At 41.5% G+C, this 17,818-nt stretch carries 17 protein-coding genes; 11 read left to right on the forward strand and 6 right to left on the reverse strand.

The genetic code is table 11. The annotated features are described in order from the left end of the window. Positions 1-137: 137 nt before the first annotated feature. From ACTQ9S_RS03605 to ACTQ9S_RS03615, 3 genes are all read left to right on the forward strand, one after another. Complete coding sequence (locus ACTQ9S_RS03605; RefSeq protein ID WP_440453797.1) at positions 138-851, forward strand: pirin family protein; 714 nt, start codon at positions 138-140, stop codon at positions 849-851. A gap of 264 nt (positions 852-1,115) precedes the next feature. Beyond that, positions 1,116-2,054 (forward strand): pirin family protein, encoded by a 939-nt coding sequence (locus tag ACTQ9S_RS03610; RefSeq protein ID WP_440453799.1) that lies wholly within the window; start codon positions 1,116-1,118, stop codon positions 2,052-2,054. A 190-nt stretch (positions 2,055-2,244) separates the two neighbouring features. Continuing rightward, a complete protein-coding gene (locus ACTQ9S_RS03615; protein WP_440453801.1) occupies positions 2,245-2,856 on the forward strand; it encodes a nitroreductase family protein in 612 nt (203 codons plus the stop codon). Positions 2,857-3,230: 374 nt separating this feature from the next. Here the strand turns inward: ACTQ9S_RS03615 and ACTQ9S_RS03620 are convergent, their stop codons facing one another. From ACTQ9S_RS03620 to nadR, 3 genes are all read right to left on the reverse strand, one after another. Next, entirely contained in the window at positions 3,231-3,671 is a 441-nt protein-coding gene (locus tag ACTQ9S_RS03620; RefSeq protein ID WP_350656067.1) for an Mpo1 family 2-hydroxy fatty acid dioxygenase, read from the reverse strand. A gap of 163 nt (positions 3,672-3,834) precedes the next feature. Then, entirely contained in the window at positions 3,835-4,578 is a 744-nt protein-coding gene (gene pnuC, locus ACTQ9S_RS03625) for a nicotinamide riboside transporter PnuC (RefSeq protein ID WP_068329307.1), read from the reverse strand. 86 nt (positions 4,579-4,664) lie between these two features. Next, positions 4,665-5,747 carry a multifunctional transcriptional regulator/nicotinamide-nucleotide adenylyltransferase/ribosylnicotinamide kinase NadR gene (nadR, locus tag ACTQ9S_RS03630; RefSeq protein WP_440454030.1) on the reverse strand — a complete coding sequence of 361 codons (1,083 nt, stop codon included), beginning with the start codon at positions 5,745-5,747 and terminating at the stop codon, positions 4,665-4,667. Between the two features lie 903 nt (positions 5,748-6,650). Between nadR and ACTQ9S_RS03635 the strand changes: the two genes are divergently transcribed. The 4 genes from ACTQ9S_RS03635 to ACTQ9S_RS03650 all read left to right on the forward strand — a co-directional run bounded on the left by ACTQ9S_RS03635 (position 6,651) and on the right by ACTQ9S_RS03650 (position 11,046). Then, a complete protein-coding gene (locus ACTQ9S_RS03635; RefSeq protein ID WP_440453803.1) occupies positions 6,651-6,863 on the forward strand; it encodes a PspC domain-containing protein in 213 nt (70 codons plus the stop codon). Positions 6,864-7,280: 417 nt separating this feature from the next. Next, a complete protein-coding gene (gene glyQ, locus ACTQ9S_RS03640) occupies positions 7,281-8,267 on the forward strand; it encodes a glycine--tRNA ligase subunit alpha (protein ID WP_440454032.1) in 987 nt (328 codons plus the stop codon). Positions 8,268-8,276: 9 nt separating this feature from the next. Further along, positions 8,277-10,370, forward strand: a complete 2,094-nt coding sequence (gene glyS, locus ACTQ9S_RS03645) for a glycine--tRNA ligase subunit beta (protein ID WP_440453805.1) — start codon at positions 8,277-8,279, stop codon at positions 10,368-10,370. A gap of 388 nt (positions 10,371-10,758) precedes the next feature. Beyond that, positions 10,759-11,046: a hypothetical protein gene (locus ACTQ9S_RS03650; protein WP_440453807.1), complete on the forward strand. Its 288-nt coding sequence runs from the start codon at positions 10,759-10,761 to the stop codon at positions 11,044-11,046. A 69-nt stretch (positions 11,047-11,115) separates the two neighbouring features. Here ACTQ9S_RS03650 and ACTQ9S_RS03655 read toward each other — a convergent pair whose 3' ends face one another. Next, a complete protein-coding gene (locus ACTQ9S_RS03655; protein ID WP_068037608.1) occupies positions 11,116-11,571 on the reverse strand; it encodes a cell division protein ZapA in 456 nt (151 codons plus the stop codon). Positions 11,572-11,678: 107 nt separating this feature from the next. Next, complete coding sequence (locus tag ACTQ9S_RS03660) at positions 11,679-12,119, reverse strand: hypothetical protein (RefSeq protein ID WP_068329300.1); 441 nt, start codon at positions 12,117-12,119, stop codon at positions 11,679-11,681. Positions 12,120-12,331: 212 nt separating this feature from the next. On the opposite strand from ACTQ9S_RS03660, the gene ACTQ9S_RS03665 reads away from it, so the two are divergent. The 4 genes from ACTQ9S_RS03665 to ACTQ9S_RS03680 all read left to right on the forward strand — a co-directional run bounded on the left by ACTQ9S_RS03665 (position 12,332) and on the right by ACTQ9S_RS03680 (position 15,879). Then, positions 12,332-12,985, forward strand: a complete 654-nt coding sequence (locus tag ACTQ9S_RS03665) for a UPF0149 family protein (protein ID WP_440453809.1) — start codon at positions 12,332-12,334, stop codon at positions 12,983-12,985. A 171-nt stretch (positions 12,986-13,156) separates the two neighbouring features. Continuing rightward, positions 13,157-13,639 (forward strand): nucleoside deaminase, encoded by a 483-nt coding sequence (locus tag ACTQ9S_RS03670; protein WP_440453811.1) that lies wholly within the window; start codon positions 13,157-13,159, stop codon positions 13,637-13,639. 138 nt (positions 13,640-13,777) lie between these two features. Then, entirely contained in the window at positions 13,778-15,013 is a 1,236-nt protein-coding gene (gene argE, locus ACTQ9S_RS03675) for an acetylornithine deacetylase (RefSeq protein WP_440453813.1), read from the forward strand. Positions 15,014-15,147: 134 nt separating this feature from the next. After that, positions 15,148-15,879 carry a LysE family translocator gene (locus ACTQ9S_RS03680; RefSeq protein ID WP_068329295.1) on the forward strand — a complete coding sequence of 244 codons (732 nt, stop codon included), beginning with the start codon at positions 15,148-15,150 and terminating at the stop codon, positions 15,877-15,879. A gap of 99 nt (positions 15,880-15,978) precedes the next feature. On the opposite strand, the gene miaB is transcribed toward ACTQ9S_RS03680, so the two are convergent. After that, positions 15,979-17,460 (reverse strand): tRNA (N6-isopentenyl adenosine(37)-C2)-methylthiotransferase MiaB, encoded by a 1,482-nt coding sequence (gene miaB, locus ACTQ9S_RS03685; RefSeq protein ID WP_350656073.1) that lies wholly within the window; start codon positions 17,458-17,460, stop codon positions 15,979-15,981. Between the last annotated feature and the right edge of the window lie 358 nt (positions 17,461-17,818).

A 17,818-nucleotide genomic window follows, 5' to 3' on the forward strand; every position in this document is an offset into this window, starting at 1 on the left:
ATAATAAGAATAGTTATTTGCGATTTACCATGTTTATCTCTTCTTCAACAACAATTATAATAGTTCCATTGTTTAGACAAGTTCGTTAATAGTAAATTTTCAGACATGTTTAACTCCCCAATAAATAAGGATAAATTATGAAAACTATCTATCATGCAGCAGATTCTCGTGGCGATGCAAACCATGGCTGGCTCAAAAGCAAGCACACTTTTAGTTTTGCAAATTACCACAACCCAGAGCGTATGGGCTTTGGCGCACTACGCGTCATCAATGATGATTTTGTCATCGGTGGTCAAGGTTTTGGTAAGCACTCGCATCGCGATATGGAAATCATCAGTATTCCATTATCTGGTAAGCTCGGTCATGGCGATAACATTGGTAACAATGGCATTATCGAAACGGGTGAAATCCAAGTTATGTCAGCTGGTACTGGCATTACTCACAGTGAGATGAATGGCGATGACAAAGAGGACGTAAAGTTCTTACAGATTTGGGTCATTCCAAACAAAATGAACGTAGCGCCTCGTTATCAGCAAGTACGCATGGATGAAATCATGCAGCCAAACGAGTTCAATCAAGTATTGTCACCAAACGCTGATGATGCTGGCGTGTGGATTCATCAAAATGCTTGGTTTAGCATGGGTGATTTTGACAAAGGCGTGACTCAGACTTACCAGTTAAATGACCTTAATAACGGTGTCTATATATTTGTCATCAGCGGTAAAGTAAACGTAAACGGTAACACTTTGGATACTCGTGATGGACTTGGTGTTTGGGATACTAAGAACTTCACGATGGACGTAGAAGAAGATGCTAAGGTACTACTAATGGAAGTGCCGATGAGTTTCTAAGACACTTCTTAGAGGTACCAAAGCAGTTTCTAAACTGTTTTGGTGCTACTCTTTAAATGCTAATATTTAGAGGTTATTAGAGTCATAAGGTACTATAGTTAAAAGTAGCGTATCGAAATATTGATAACATTTATATTTATGACAGGTAAATCGTTTATCGGCGCTACTTTTACTTCTGCCTATTGTATTTTGTACATACCATATTTTGCACAGTGTCATGTACATCCCATTGAATATCACATAATTGATAATAAGAGGTGAACCATGAGTATCGATATCTTAGAACCACGTTTGGCAGATGTTGGCGGTATTCCAATTGCCCGTCTTTTACCCAATACGGGCAAAAAGCCTATTGGTGCTTGGTGCTTTTTGGATCATGCAGGCCCAGCTGAATTTGATGAAGATGATGCAGGCATGCAAGTCGGCCGTCATCCGCACACTAATTTGCAAACCTTTAGCTGGATGTTAAATGGCGAAGTGCTGCACAAAGACAGCTTAGGTAATGAGCAAGTGATCACTAAAAACCAAGTTAACGTCATGACCGCAGGTACAGGTCTAACGCAAGGTATCAGCCATACTGAACAAAGCGTATTTCCAGATACTGGTGGTTCGCCCAATGCCGCCCGTGGTTTGAGCATGGTACAACTATGGATTGCATTGCCTACCGATCAAGAAATTGAGCCAGACTTCCATCATTATCCAGAGCTGCCAACGTGGCGCGAGGATAGCGTGGAGATGATACTGACGACAGGTAGCTATACTAGCGTATCAGGCAAGCGCTATGAAGCGCCTACCATCCAATATTCAAAAATGGTCGGTATTGATGTCTACTTTTTAGAAGATGGTGAAGTCACGCTCAACTTAGAGCCAGGTTTTGAATATGGTATCTTGGTTACAGAAGGCGAGATTGAGTCTGAAGGCAAAGTATGCCCACAAGATCAATTACTGCGCTTTCATGATACCGATGTCGCCAACAATGAAAGCATTAAGCTAGTCGCCAAAAAAGGTACGCGTGTGATGTTTATCGGCGGTGAGCCTTTGAATAACCAAGTGTTACTATGGTGGAACTTCGTCGCAGACAACAAAGCTGAGATTGAACAATCAATTATTGACTGGAACAATGGTCATGAACGTTTCGGTGAAGTTGATTCTGATATGAAGCGTCTGCCTGCTCCAGAATTGCCTGAAGGTTTTAAAGGTTAGTTTGTTTAATATAACTTTTATAATATATTACATTGTTAAGTTTTTTTACAAAAAGAAAGTACGAGTTTAAGCTGGTTTTTTTTATAATCAGTTAGATTGTTTTAGCGAATGGTTATTGAGTCTAACTCTTTAACCATACTCATCTAGCATTTATTCTAACCCATTCATATTAATAATTTGGAGAAGTACTGTGTCAGATTTACAGAAGTTGCATCAACTTGCTGAAAAGCGTCGTTCTGTCTATGCGTTGAGCAATCAACTACCAGTATCGAATGACGAAGTCGTTAAACTGGTTGAGCATGCTATTTTGCATACCCCATCAGCTTTTAACTCACAATCATCGCGTATCGTTGTGTTGTTTGGTGAAGAGCATCAAAAACTTTGGCAAATTACCGAAGATACTTTACGTGGTATTGTCGATAATGAAGAGCAATTTGCTGCGACCAAGCAAAAGATGGATGGCTTTAAAGCTGGCGCTGGTACGGTTATGTTCTTTGAAGACCATAGCGTCATTAGAAACATGCAAGCGGCTGCTCCTTTATATGCTGACAAGTTCCCAATCTGGGCAGACCAAACCAATGCAATGCACCAGTATGTAATCTGGACAGCATTGGCCAGTCTAGACATCGGTGCCAATTTGCAGCATTACAACCCAATCATCGATAAAAAAGTGGCTGACACTTGGAACATTGATGAACATTGGGAATTGAATGCGCAAATGGTATTCGGTGCTATTGAGCAGCCAGCAGGCGATAAAGAATTTAAGTCTGTTGAAGAGCGTATGAAAGTATTTGGTAAATAGAATATTATCAAATAGCTTAGTCTATCGAACATACTATATGAATTGTGTGTTTGATGATTGAAGCAGCAACAAAAAGCGCCATCCGACTATCAGTTGGGTGGCGCTTTTTTTTGGCTTTTACAAATTTTTAGCTGTTCAAATTAACTTTTCAAAACATAAAGAAACGTTACCAATATCTAGTCGATGCTAAGTAAAAAAATACAATTATTATAACGTGCTACTGGTATAAATTTTCCTTGCTTGCTGTGCCTACGCAGACAGAGGCTACGCAAAATTTATACCAGTAGCACTGTATTTGTTTTATAAGGACACGCCCTAGATTTTATGAGAATGATCAATAACCAATCAACACTATAATCACTGCTATCTGATCGCTACTCACGTTTCATAAGGCTATTGGCTACCCAAGCTGGACCAATCAATAAAAACTGTAAATCTTCAAAAAATGATGGTTTTTTGCCTTCGATTTTGTGACCGATAAACTGTCCAATCCAAGCTACGATGAAGACAGCTGCCCAAACCTTAAAGCCCCATGGCAATAAAGTCATCACTGATAGACAAATAAGGATAAAAATTCCCATCGCCATAAATAACGGGGTAGATAAGCGCATATAAAACAATAATACTAAGGCGCTAAGTACCAATGTAAACCAGACCGATAGCGACATTCCCATTCCTAACAGACTAACGAAGATAGTAGGAACGCAAAGCCAATGGATCTTTTTATTGATTAAGTTTTGATGGCTGACGGAATACTCACTCAGCCATTGCTCAAGTGTACGTTTGGACATACCTGTACGATTGATACGCGACATACTAACCTCCTTGTTAGTGTTTAAGCTCTTTCAGTATTTAAGGTTAAGCTGAACTACTAGTTGTAGCACTATTTGCGATGATCTACCACATTATCAGCTAGACCATACAGTCATAAGAGCTTGTTTTAGCAGATCTATTTTCTATCTAGTGTCTTTGTTAAACCTAGACTTCTAAGGAAGTCTGCTCACTACGATGCCACTCGTACAAGCCGATGAAGGCGTTAACTTGATAAACCATCGTTTGAATAGCAAAAATATAGTTGCCAGACATCAAGTTTACTATCAACCAGACGAAGTTGACGATAATCCAAAGCCACCAATTAAATGAATAGCGCAGAATCATTGCTGCTTGTGCTGTAATAGACAGCACGAAGGCTAAAACGTTAATCCAAAAGAACGAGATTATCCCTAAGAACTTACTGTTATCGTCTTCTACGACGGCATAGCCATAGCTGGCAAGTAGATCGTTAACCACTGGGAATAGCGCTAAGCCAATGGCAATAAACGCAGCTGTGATAAGCCAGACCCATTTACTGGCTGACTTAGGTACCATATCACCATCAAGATCAGTATGCTTGGACCAATAAAATAATCCGTAAACATGGGTAAAAAAGTTAAATAAAGGTGCCAGCATCAAGCCTACTGCACCAGAAGTTGCTTGTACGACCACCTCGCCAGCGGTCGCTGCCATACCAAGGCCATTACCCATGACGTTTTTACGGAATGATAACGACACTACACAGACCAAACCGACAAAGGATACACCCAAATAAAATATATCGAGTGTTGTATGTTCTGTAGTAAGCCAAAATCCTGTAGATAAAGCAATAACGCCGCAAATGAACCAGATGACAATCCATTGCATGGCCCACTTTCCGGTAATGTTGTCCAATAGCTGAATGCGCATAACTTCTTTTCCTAAAAAATATGAGTATCAGCAAAATACTGACAAAAGCAATATGACTATAAATTTGGTGCCTTTGAGCCTGCTAGTCATGGTTTTTTGCCATAAACATATTGATCGATAAGGATTAGCGCTTGCTGATAGCGGGCGTCATAATCGGGTTCATCAATCAAATGCGGCGCTATGTTGTGACGTGCAAAAATATCGACGAGGCGCTGCTCAAAACGTCCGCGTGCATCAGGGTCACCCAATGAGCGCATGCCATCATCAACCCATGGCGTGTTGTTATCCAGCATAATGGTATGGTCTAAGCGAAATTCATCAATACAGGCACTAACGAAGGGATGGGTACGTCCTTCATACTCTTCACAAAATGCTTGTGTGGTCACAAAATCAGTGTCAACGATAGTGACAGGCGCTGTCGCCACAGCAGCAGCATCTCGCATAGCCTGAGCATGATTGAGCGCGATGGGTCCGTAATCACTGTATTGTAGCCCAATTTCACTGCCGCCTAAGTCCGTGCCGACATACAGTCGTCCCATCTCTAGCGCAAAACTTGCCCCATAATAGTTAGCAAGTTTATGAACTAAGGTGGTCTTCCCTGAGCTTTCACCGCCAACGATAGCGACCGTCTTTGTGTAATCACCGCGCGCTTGTGGATGAATCGCTGACCAATGGGCGACGGGATCACGAGCGATAGCATAAGAGTCAAATTCTGGCTGGAGCGGGGTAGTCACCACTTTCATTAGTAATTGCTCCTGAATATTGCTCTGCGCCACTGGATGATTGTCCGCGACGAATAAAACAGCCTCTGCCGATAAGTCTAGTGCCTCAATTACACGTTGTAGTTTGACATTGCTAGCAGGAATATCGATTGTCACATCATCGAAGCTGTCATGTAGTGGTAGCTCAATCTCATGAGTGGTGTGAATGTGAATAAATGGCAGATCTGCACAAGCCATCTGGAGCCAGCGCGCTTTATCTTGTAGCGTAATAGTGAAATCTGGGTGCGGTGACGGATGAGCGGTAATGATGATGTGCAAGGATTTTGCTTGCCCTGCAGCATCCAAAATACTACGCATCTGCCCTAAATGTAGTGGTTCAAAGTGCCCAATCATCAAGCCATTATCGTACATAATATTTCCTAAAATTTTACCTAAAAAGTTACTTATATAGTCGATCCGCTATAAAAATAAATACAGCGCTACTGAGATAATTTTTTCTTGCTTGCTGTGCCTACGCAGACAGAGGCTGCGTAAAAATCATCTTAGTAGCGCATTATAATCTTTGTACTTCTTTTATTTAGGACTGACTATACAATATTTCATTGATTCTCTATTACACATTACATTGGATAGCGATTTTATTAAGGTCAGACTATATAAAGCTTTACACCTTGATACAGGTGCCTTATTGTAAACTGTTGCTTGGTTTTTGTTAGCCTGTATAAATAGTTTAGTCTGTTTAAATCATAACGTTTTTCATCGTTAGATATTTCTATTTCCAATAAAAGCTGTCAGAGCAGCACTTATAGTAATGTTTTTATTTATAATCACTTGCTTGTAGCTGCTTTTTCATAATTACTTGTTCATAACTAACTGTTTAATTTACTTCATAAATTTCAAAAATATAGCACTAATTTCGTATATAAATAATTCGATTATTTAGTTTTCGTTAGTCATTAAAGTATCAATCTAGCAGTCTTATATGAGAAGTCAAAAGTATATAGCAAACTGCCAGTAGAATAGTAGTAAGATAGGAGCAACAAAGCGATTCTTGAAACATTTTGAAATAATTATTTAGAATCAGGTAGTTACAGGCCATTTAGGACAGGTTAGGGCAAGTTTAAGTAGCATAAAGTCACAAACCATACCTACACCGCTAACAGATAAAGCTTAATTAGTTGCTATAATTGTTCGTAAGTTAAGAAGAGTAAGAAGCAATTAAAAGATAGCTATTAGAATATGTTTTTCAAACAATATTAGACTAACTTCTTAATTGTAATATTTAAAAATTTCATAATAATAATATTAAGCGAAATTTTAAAAAGAAATCTGAGAAGAGAGGTATAAGCTTTGGCTAAGTTAGCAAAATTGCATCGTTCACAGAACAGCCGTATGATCGCCGGGGTGATGGGCGGTATTGCAGAATATGTAGGTTGGTCGCCAACATGGGTACGCCTTCTATTTGTAATAATTTCCACTCTAAGCGCCGCAGTACCGGGTATTTTAATCTATATCATTTTGTGGATTGTCATGCCTAAGGCTTCTAACCAGTCTTACCAGTAGTACATTTTTACCGATAGTATGAAGTTTAACAACGCAAAATTAATAACAATAAAAAATATCAGCTGATACGAAGTAGCCCACAAAAAGCAAAAAGCCTGACCATAACAGGATAGCAGCGATACACTTTTCCTCCTGCCCAGATGTTAACTCATCTGGGTATTTTTTTTGCTATGTGATTCTAAACCTTATAACTTACTAGATAATTGATTTACTAAGATAGCTGCGTTTTTTGTCATATTTGAAACGTAAGATAAATTTAGTTGCTGTAAATATGGATAAAATATCCATTTTTTAGTAAGGTGAGCAGGCAAATAGATATGTAGCCGGATGCGCTGCACGAACAATGAGCATAAATGTTTATCAGGTTCGGTCTAACACTCCTAATTCCATAGTGATCTTCTTATGAATTCTCAACCGATGACTTTCCAAGATTTAATCTTAACCTTACAGAATTACTGGGCTGACAAGGGCTGCGTGATATTGCAGCCTTATGATATGGAAGTCGGCGCCGGTACCTTTCATACTGCTACTTTCTTGCGTTCGCTAGGTCCTGAACGCTGGAATGCCGCTTATGTCCAGCCTTCGCGCCGCCCAACTGACGGTCGTTACGGTGATAATCCAAACCGCTTGCAGCATTATTATCAGTTCCAAGTGGTTTTAAAGCCTAATCCACCTAATATCCAAGAGCTATATTTAGACTCACTAAGAGCCATCGGTATCGATCCGTTGGTGCATGACGTGCGTTTCGTTGAGGACAACTGGGAGTCGCCTACGCTCGGTGCGTGGGGTCTTGGTTGGGAGATTTGGCTAAACGGTATGGAAGTGACGCAGTTTACTTACTTCCAGCAAGTTGGCGGTATTGAGTGTTTCCCAGTGACTGGTGAGATTACATACGGTCTTGAGCGTTTAGCCATGTATGTGCAAGGCGTCGATAGCGTCTATGATTTGGTTTGGGCAGATGGTGAATTTGGCCGTGTTACTTATGGCGATGTTTTTCATCAAAATGAAGTTGAGCAATCCACTTATAATTTTGAACACGCTGATGTGCCAAAGATGGGCGAGTTTTTTGACTTTTACGAAGAGCAGGCAGATAAGCTGGTTGCAGCAGGTTTGCCATTGCCAGCGTACGAGATGGTGTTAAAAGCCTCACATGCCTTTAATTTGCTCGATGCGCGTGGTGCTATTTCAGTGACTGAACGTCAGCGCTTTATTCTGCGTGTGCGTACCTTAGCTCGTAAAGTGGCTGTCAGTTATGTCGAAGCGCGTGCCAAGCTGGGCTTCCCATTGGCAGATGACGACCACCGTCAAGCAGCTTTAGATAAGTATTTGCCAAAAGATAAGACTGAAACGGCAACTGAAACTAAAGAGTCAAATAAAAACCAATCAACTAACAACAATAAATAGGAGCATCCCATGAGTACCATATTATTTGAACTGGGGTGTGAAGAGCTGCCTCCAAAGAGCTTAAAACCCTTACGCGATGCATTAGAGAACAGCGTCAAAGAACAGCTAACAGAAGCTAATATTAGCTTTGATAGTATAAAAGCATTTGCCGCACCGCGCCGTTTAGCGTTACAGATTGAAGGTATCAGTGATAAGCAACCTGACCGTACTGAGCAAAAGCGTGGCCCTGCGATTAAAGCCGCATTTGATGCTGATGGCAATCCGACGCGTGCAGCGCTGGGTTTCGCTAAAGGTCTAGGTATTGAGGCAAGCGAGCTTACGACCATTATCACCGATAAAGGTGATTATGTCGGCTATGAGCAGACGGTTCATGGTCAAGCGACCACGGAGCTGCTGCCTACTATTTTTCAGACCGCGCTTGATAACCTGCCAATAGCCAAACGTATGCGCTCAGGTGCGTCAAGGGAAGAATTCGTTCGTCCGGTACAATGGGCAGTATTGATGCAGGATGACGCTGTCATTGATGCTACTATCCAAGGCCATCAAACCGGCACGCAAACCCGTGGCCATCGCTTCCATAGTCCTGATTATCATACCATTGCTCATGCTAATGACTATGAAGAGCTATTAAAAGGTCTTAAAGTCGTTGCTGATTTTGACAAACGTCAAATGCTCATCAAAAACCAAGTCAAAGCACTAGCCAATCAAGTAAATGCTAATGCGATTGTACCGCAGGATCTGTTAGACGAAGTGACGGCGTTGGTTGATTTTCCGATTGCGCTACGAGCTGACTTTGAATCACGCTTTTTACAAGTACCGCAAGAAGCGCTTATCTCGACTATGCAAGCGGATCAAAAGTATTTTTGTCTGACTGATAAAGAAGGTAAGCTGCAACCTTACTTTATCTTTATTACTAACATCGAATCAAAAGATCCTAAGCAAATCATTGAGGGTAATGAAAAAGTCGTGCGCCCGCGTTTGGCGGATGCAGAATTTTTCTTTTTACAAGATCAAAAGCAGCCATTATTTGCGCTGACTGAAAGTCTCAAAACTCGCGTATTCCAAGACAAACTGGGTACGATTTGGGAGAAGTCTGAGCGTATTGCCAAGCTTGCCGCGTTTGTTGCCACACTCATGCAGCAACAAGGCGCGCAAATTGATATTGAGGAAACAGTACGTGCGGCGATGTTGGCAAAAGCGGACTTGGCAAGCTCACTGGTTGGTGAGTATCCTGAGTTGCAAGGTATCGCTGGGACTTACTATGCGCGCTTAAATGGCGAACCTGCTGCCGTTGCTGCAAGTTTGGAAGAGCAGTATCTGCCTAAATTTAGTGGTGATGTATTACCTAAAATGCCGATTGGTATTTGCTTAGCACTGGCTGATCGCTTGGATACTCTGGTCGGTATTTTTGCGATAGACCAAGCACCAACAGGCTCAAAAGACCCGTTTAGCTTGCGTCGTTCGGCGATTGGTATTTTGCGTATTTTGATTGAAAAGCAGCTGCCGATTAATTTGGTCGCTTTGGTTGAGCAGGCAATTAAAAACTATACCAGCACTGAAGGCAGTAAGATTGCTAAAATGGGCGATACCTTTACCCAAGTAATGGCATTTTTAAATTCACGCTATCGAGCAATGTATACTGAGCAAGGCGTCAGCGTCGATACTATTCAGGCGGTGCAGGCGATTAATCCGCACATGCCGCTCGATTTTGATCAGCGTATTCGTGCAGTACAGACTTTTAGCGAGTTACCGCAAGCCTCAATGTTGGCTGATTCGAACAAGCGCGTGGCTAACATTTTAGCCAAGTCAGAAGTAACCGTTGCTGATAAGGTGGATGAGGCATTGCTAGCTGAACCTGCCGAACAGGTTTTATATAGTAGCGTTCGTCAAGCGCAAACAGCGGTGACACCACTACTCGAAAAGGCTGACTACACGCAAGTATTGCAAACACTAGCCAGTTTAGATGAACCATTGACACAGTTCTTTGATAATGTGATGGTTAATAGTGAAGATGCTGCGCTTAAAAACAATCGCTTAGCGTTGCTTAATCAGGTACGGTCGCTGTTCTTAACCGTGGCTGATATTAGTGAGCTGCAGCTGTAAGGTTGTTGTTTAAGCCATTTGAAATGCTATCGACAAAAACTATGTATTAAACAGCGTGCATAAAAAAACTGGCTATAGGTAGCCAGTTTTTTTATGCACAGGTAAGAAATGCTTTAAGCTTTTTAATAATTAGTCCGACAGTAAGTAGACAGAGCATTGATTGTACTAGTAGCATGATTTACAGTAAACTTTACATCATAGCTATAGCCTATATTAAATAAAAGTATCATGCATTTTAGTTCCATGCGAGGCTGATGAAAATGTTCTTGCTTGCTGTGCCTACGCAGACAGAGGCTGCAAAAATTTCTATCAGCCTCGCTGTAACGTTTTTAGAGTGAATTGACTATATCCCCATAGCGCATTAACTGCCAAACCAAGGAGCATTCCTGTGTTCGCTGCGATTATTATCATCATTATTATTTGGATTTCGATGTGGGGCTTTTATAAGTTCATGTATCCACGAGCGCCCAAAAGCATGATGCCAAAAGAGGGCGATGTGACCACACCGCGTCATTGTAATTTCTGCGGCAACAGCTTAGCTGAATATCGCGGCGTCCTTGAAACCAAGCCTATATTAGCTGCAAATAGCGACAGCAATGCTGAAGCTAATAAAGAATTATTCTTTTGCAACTATGAGCATCAAGCAGACTTCCATGCTGGTAAGAGTTACAAATGATAATTCGCATTGCTTTCTACACTATCGGATGCTGTACTATCAAAGAAAGATAAGAGCCTGTGTTTAAATTTACAAAATAGACTGTGCATCTTTCATAATTTTGCTGAGTAGTGCTTCAGCTTGTTTGGACGCTTGCGCAGTCTCGTTATCTGTCTTTTTATGCGCATGGATTTTTTCATAAAGGTTCAAGCAGCATAATACGAGTAAATTCTCTTGACCTAAATTCGGTGCCTCTCTTTTAATGTTTAGAAGAAAGTCATTGATGTAGTAGACCGCTGAACGTAGTTCTGCTTCTTCATTCACTGGGCAATAAATCTGATAAGTTACCCCGGCGATGACGATATCGACTTTTTTCATTTGTGGTTCAGGAGCCGCAGATTTTGTGCTGGCATTAGAAGCTGTATTGTTAGAAGTTACTGCTTGCGCACTGGTTGATTTAGCATTGTCAGCGTGCTCATGCTGTTTTTGATTCTGCTCAGATTGCAATTTGTCGTTTTGAGTGGCGTTGCTATTATTATCAGTCATAAAAGATCCTACAAGTTAACGTCGTTAAAATAATATGAGTAGAGTGGCGCTATCAGTATATGACACGCCGCAGTATCATTTATATAAAGCATGTATTTAAAGAATGCTTAACCTTCCATTTGATCAATACGCGTCAACCGTTTTAATACGACTTGCGTACGTTCGGCAGCGAGCTGGTTTTTCTCTTGCAAGTCATGGTTTTGTTTTTTGATGTCGCTGTTTTGCTGCTTGAGCTCATCATTATGCTGTTGTAATTGGCTATTTTGTTGTTGCAAATCACTCAGCTGTTTTTGCAGCTTGTCTTGTTCCTCACCGATCATATGATGGGCTTCAGCAAGGTTCTGATAGCGTTTATCTAGATCGCCCAGCTGTTTTTTAGCGTTATCACGTTCAGTGCTACTGCTATCAAGCTTGGTTTGGAGGGCGGCCAGCTCTTTTGGGTCACTATTAGGTTGTTGTTTTAGGCTGCTAAGTTCAGCACTGACGAGCTGATACTGCTTTTTTATATCGAGTATCATTTTTTCTAGGCTTTTAAGTTGATCATACATAGTCAGTTTTTATCCTTAACAAGTCATGCGTGGATGAATTTTCTTCGTTACGTTTAATAATGCCATAGGTGACCGCATAATATCTATATCAACAAAGTAATTGCACGTATTGAGCTTTGTTTTTTACTTTTACTAGTCGCAGTCTTGCAAATATCGTAAGGTTGCGACTGTCTTTAACGAATAATTGCTAACTAATTGATGGGACAACTATTATGAATGACAATATCTCTGGCTGGAATACTTGGTCAAATGCGATTGAAGATTGGACTGACGTGAGTATTTGTGAGCTACATGGTTTGATGACTGGATTGATGACGGCTTGCAACGCGCCTACTGAGCAAGAATGGGCGACCGTATTGGCAGAGTTGAGCTTTGCGCCGTTACCAGATGCTGCATTGACTTTGTTGACTGAAGAGGCAGAGGATACGGTATTTCAGCTCAAAGACAAAGACGACGCTTATGCGTATACGCCACTAGTACCTGACGATGAGCATGACTTGTATGAGCGCGTGATGGCGTTAAAACAGTGGGCAAATGGCTTTATGACAGGTTTTGGTATCACTGATTGTCGCCTAACTAGCGAAGAAAATGAGATGCTAATGGATTTGGCTAAGATTGGCGGTATTCGTCTTGAAGAAGATGAAGAGTATGAGGGCGGCGAAGAGTCCTACCTTTATATTTATGAGTTTGCGCGTATGGTGCCTGTGAGCTTTGCCACCCGCAAACGCAAACCTGTTAAAGAGTTGGCGCTAATCTCAGGTCTCGCTATGGATGCTAAAACAACTAAAGAATTGCAAGCGGAAGGTAAGTTACCAAAGCCTATGCCACCTGTGTTGGATGTAATGAATCAGAATAATCCATCGTAAATACTTAATAAAACTCAACAACTCTGCATATATCTATTTCTGATCACGTGGCTCGCACCGTTTTGTACTTACTTTATACTAACTTGCGAGCCACATAATTAAGATTTAAACTGTCTCAAGAGTAAGACTAATTACTAAACAACTTATTAGAAGTAGAATAAGAGTAGCATTATGATAACCGACAATGAAATGCAACATCTGCGTCGCTGTGTTGAGCTTGCCGCTGAAGCTTTAGAAGCAGGCGATGAGCCATTCGGTAGTGTGTTGGTCGATGGCGAGGGTCATGTATTGCGTGAAGATCGTAACCGTGCCAATACGGTCGATGCAACTTACCATCCTGAGATTGCTGTCGCGAAATGGGCGGCGGAAAATATGACTCTAGAGGGGCGTGCAAAAGCGGTGGTTTATACTTCAGGTGAGCATTGTGCCATGTGCTCTGCTGCTCATGCCTGGGCAGAATTGGGGCGTATCGTCTACGTTAGCTCCTCAAAACAGTTAGGCGAATGGATGGATGAGATGGGCATCAAATCCTCATCTCCCATCAATACCTTGTCAATTCAAGAAGTGGCGCCGAACGTACCAGTAGATGGTCCGGTTGCAGGCTTAGACGAAGAAGTAAAACAGTTACACCAGCGTTCTTTCCAAAAAGGCTAACGTTTTTTATTTTTTACCATCCCAAAAATTACAGTAGCAAGGAAAACGAATGCGAGTACTACATCTTGTAGGCTTAGCAAGTTTGATATAGCTAATCGTATTTCTAGGATCGGTATTATATTTTGATAAGGATATCCTATGATTTCAAATGATAATGATAGCCAACTTAAAAATACTGACTATCCATCTAAAAGTATCGATTGGTTAACGCGCTTGATTGGTTTTGATACGGTCAGTCGGCATTCAAACTTAGCATTAATTGAAGATGTACAAGCCTACTGCGAGCAGTTAGGTTTAACGGTGGATTTGACTTTTAATGAAGCTAAAAATAAAGCCAATCTATTCGTTACTGTGCCAGCAGGGGCAAACGCTGATAAAGTAAATAATGGTCTTGTGCTATCGGGTCATACTGATGTCGTGCCAGTTGATGGACAAGAATGGACGTCAGAGCCGTTCATAGCGACCATTCGTGGTGACAAACTATATGGTCGCGGTGCTTGCGATATGAAAGGCTTCATTGCTTGCGCATTGACGCTATTGCCACAAGCTGCGAAGCTATCTAGAAATGGTCAGCTACGTCGTCCATTGCACTTGGCTTTATCATTTGATGAAGAAGTTGGTTGCTTAGGTGCGCCCTTAATATTGGCAGATTTAAAAGCGCGCGGTATCACACCTGATTATTGTATTGTTGGGGAACCAACTAAGATGACGATGGTTGTGGCACATAAAGGCATCGCTGTTTATCGTTGCCGCGTCCATGGCAAGTCTGCACATTCGTCATTGACCAAACAAGGCGTTAACGCCATTAGCTATGCCAGTCGTTTGATTGGTTATGTTGATACTTTGGCGGAAGAATTGAGCCATCGTGACGGTGCTCTTGATGATGGGGATGCGTTGTTTGATGTGCCTTATTCGACACTTTCAGTGGGCACGATAAAGGGTGGGACGGCGACCAATATTGTCCCCAATCTATGTGAGTTTACCTTTGACTATCGCAATCTGCCGCATATGACACAAGACGATATCCTCGCGCCGATTCAAGCAAAGGTTGCAGAGCTCAGCGCACAAATGCAAGCACGCGCTGCCGATACCGGCATTGAGCTGATGCAAGAAGAAAGCGTGCCAGCAATGACCGATAGCGACAGTGCTGAGCTACAAGCGTTAATAGCAGCACTGACGGGCGATGATAAACGTCATAAAGTAGCTTATGCAACTGAGGGCGGGCAATTTACCAATGCTGGCATCCCAACGATTATCTGTGGTCCCGGTAGTATCGAGCAGGCTCATAAAGCTGACGAGTATGTAGAGCTGAGCGAAATTGAGCGTTGTGATGGGTTTTTACAGAAGTTGTTAGATAGCTGTACGGTTAATTAGTTCATTAGATAGCAGACCGTTTATATTTGATATGAATGGGCATAAAATACACCGTCTTGATGGCGGTGTTTATTTTTTAGCAGCTTAGCATTAAGTATTTAAATTTTCTATAATTAAGAATTAGGGGTTGGTTGATGTCTTGGCATCTGTTTGCGGTGTTTTTTGCAAGTACGTTTTTTATTTCAGCGACCCCCGGTCCCAATATGCTACTAGCGTTTCAATATGGCATGAACTATGGGGTGAAGCGGACGCTCTGGACGTTAGCAGGGTTAAGCCTTGGTTTATTCATTTTACTGCTTTCAACCTTACTTGGCTTGGATGTGATTAGTCGCCAGTCACCTTGGCTACTCACGGTCATTAAAGCAGTAGGTGCAGCGTATTTGATCTATTTGGGTATCAGTACATGGCGCGATGCCGGTGATGGCAGCTTGATGAGCGATGCCAGAGAAATGGAGAAGGAGGTGGCTGCTGACTATCCTACTACTATGCAACATACGGCTAATATGCCTAAGCCACGCTCACTATCGAGTGCGGCAGTTAAAGTATCGCCGAGCAATATGACACTATTTCGTACTGGTATATGGGTATCGCTATCTAACCCAAAAGCGATTTTGTTTTTCGCCGCATTTTTTCCTAAATTCATCAATTTTAGTGCGCCGCTATGGCCACAATATATCTTATTAACAATAGGATTATTTTTGAGTGAGACGATTTGGCAAATTATTTATACACTAGGTGGCAAAAAGCTAGCGAGTTGGCTTGATATGGGCAATCGCTTAACGTGGTTGAATCGTAGTTGCGGAGTAATATTTATATTAATCGCGGCAGCTTTATTGGCTGAAGTGTTAAATAGTTTTTTGATATAAAAGACGGATAATTTTTAATATTAATATGACTCACAAAAAAGCCGTTCGCTATAAGTAAGTAGCGAACGGCTTTTTTATTAATTCAATTTTTCTAAAGATTTAAGCCAACACTTCGACAATCTCGCCTTTCACCATATGCGGACTCACAAAGTCAGTCACACGTACACTAACGATTTTACCGAGTAGCTCATCCATTTTATCAACGTCATAAGGGAACATGACGGTACGTGTATTATCAGCCGTGCCAATTAGACAGTCTGGATGACGGTCTGCAATTTGTTCAACCAATACGCGAGCAGTCGTGCCAACCATCTCATGAGTTTTGGCAAGCGTTGAGTCAATGATAACTTTTTGAAATTCTGCTAAACGCTCTTTCTTAGTTTTGAAGCTCACATCATCAGCAAGCTCTGCTGCTGGCGTGCCCGGACGCTTAGAGTAAATAAAGCTATAAGAGTGATCGAAATCCAACTCTTTTGCCAAATTCAAAGTGTCTTGAAAGTCTTCATCAGACTCACCAGGGAAGCCAATGATAAAGTCACTAGATAAATAAATATCAGGACGAATCGCTCTAAGCTTATTAATCTGATTGATATAAACATCAATGGTGTGGTTACGCTTCATCGCTGCCAAAATTCTATTCGAGCCACTTTGTACTGGTAAATGCAGGTGCGATACCAGCTCTGGTAATTGCGCATAAGCGTCAATAATATCGTCAGTAAATTCTAGCGGATGGCTGGTCGTATAGCGGATACGCTCAACACCATCGACATGCGAGACATAATGTAGGAGCTCTGCAAAACGGCAAATACTGCCGTCATCTTTTTCACCGCGATAGCCGTTAACGTTTTGACCGAGTAGATTAATCTCACGCACACCTTGCGCTGCTAAATTGTCAATCTCTGCCAATACATCATCAAGCGGACGTGATAATTCTTCGCCGCGCGTATAGGGAACCACACAAAACGAGCAATACTTTGAGCAGCCTTCCATAACAGAGACAAAGGCTTTGTAACCCTCTACTTTTGGTTCAGGTAGAAAATCAAATTTTTCGATACTGGGGAAGGAGATATCAATCGTACCAATACGATTTTTAGGTGCTATATCGCGTTGCTCGCTCGATTGATCGTATAATTCTGGAAGACGATGTAGAGTCTGTGGGCCAAATATCATATCGACATAAGGGGCGCGTTTTTGAATATTATCGCCTTCTTGCGAGGCTACGCAGCCACCAACACCGATCACTAAATCTGGACGTTTTTCTTTCAGTTTACGCCAGCGACCCAATTCTGAAAAGACTTTTTCTTGGGCTTTCTCACGAATTGAGCAAGTGTTCATGAGCAGTACATCGGCTTCATCGATATCATGGGTCACGACCATGCCATGCGAATCGCCAAGTACGTCAAGCATTTTGCCGGAGTCGTAGACGTTCATCTGACAGCCTTGCGTGGTGATAAATACTTTCTTTGTCGCGGCCGATGGTTGCGCCAGATTTGGCTCTACGAGTGCATTGATAGCAGGCGCAGTGACAGTAGCTTCAGAGCTAGCGTCATTAATGCGGGGGTCGAATACAGAAACACTCATAAGTAAAATCCACAATTATCAAGAATTATCAAACAATATAGCGGCAAGCCATTAATGCGTGGCGTATTTTATCATAACCATCTAGTAATGTGAAAAGTAACCGTATACTATCGGCTACAATCATGATGAATTATTTATAATACTATCAATTGCTTATCAATAATTCGTTATAGGTATGGCTGATGGAAGAAGTTTAACGTCATATCACCTTTGTGTTACGCGCCACTCTCTTATTTATTGATAAATAGTAAGGGTGGTGGTTGAAAGTCAGACGAATATAGTATGATGAGTATTATGCCCTTATCATCGTACATTAGTTCGATCCTAAGCAAACAGTAATAAAGTGATAAATATTTGT

The sequence above is a fragment of the Psychrobacter sp. ASPA161_9 genome (assembly GCF_051970275.1).
Lineage (GTDB): Bacteria > Pseudomonadota > Gammaproteobacteria > Pseudomonadales > Moraxellaceae > Psychrobacter.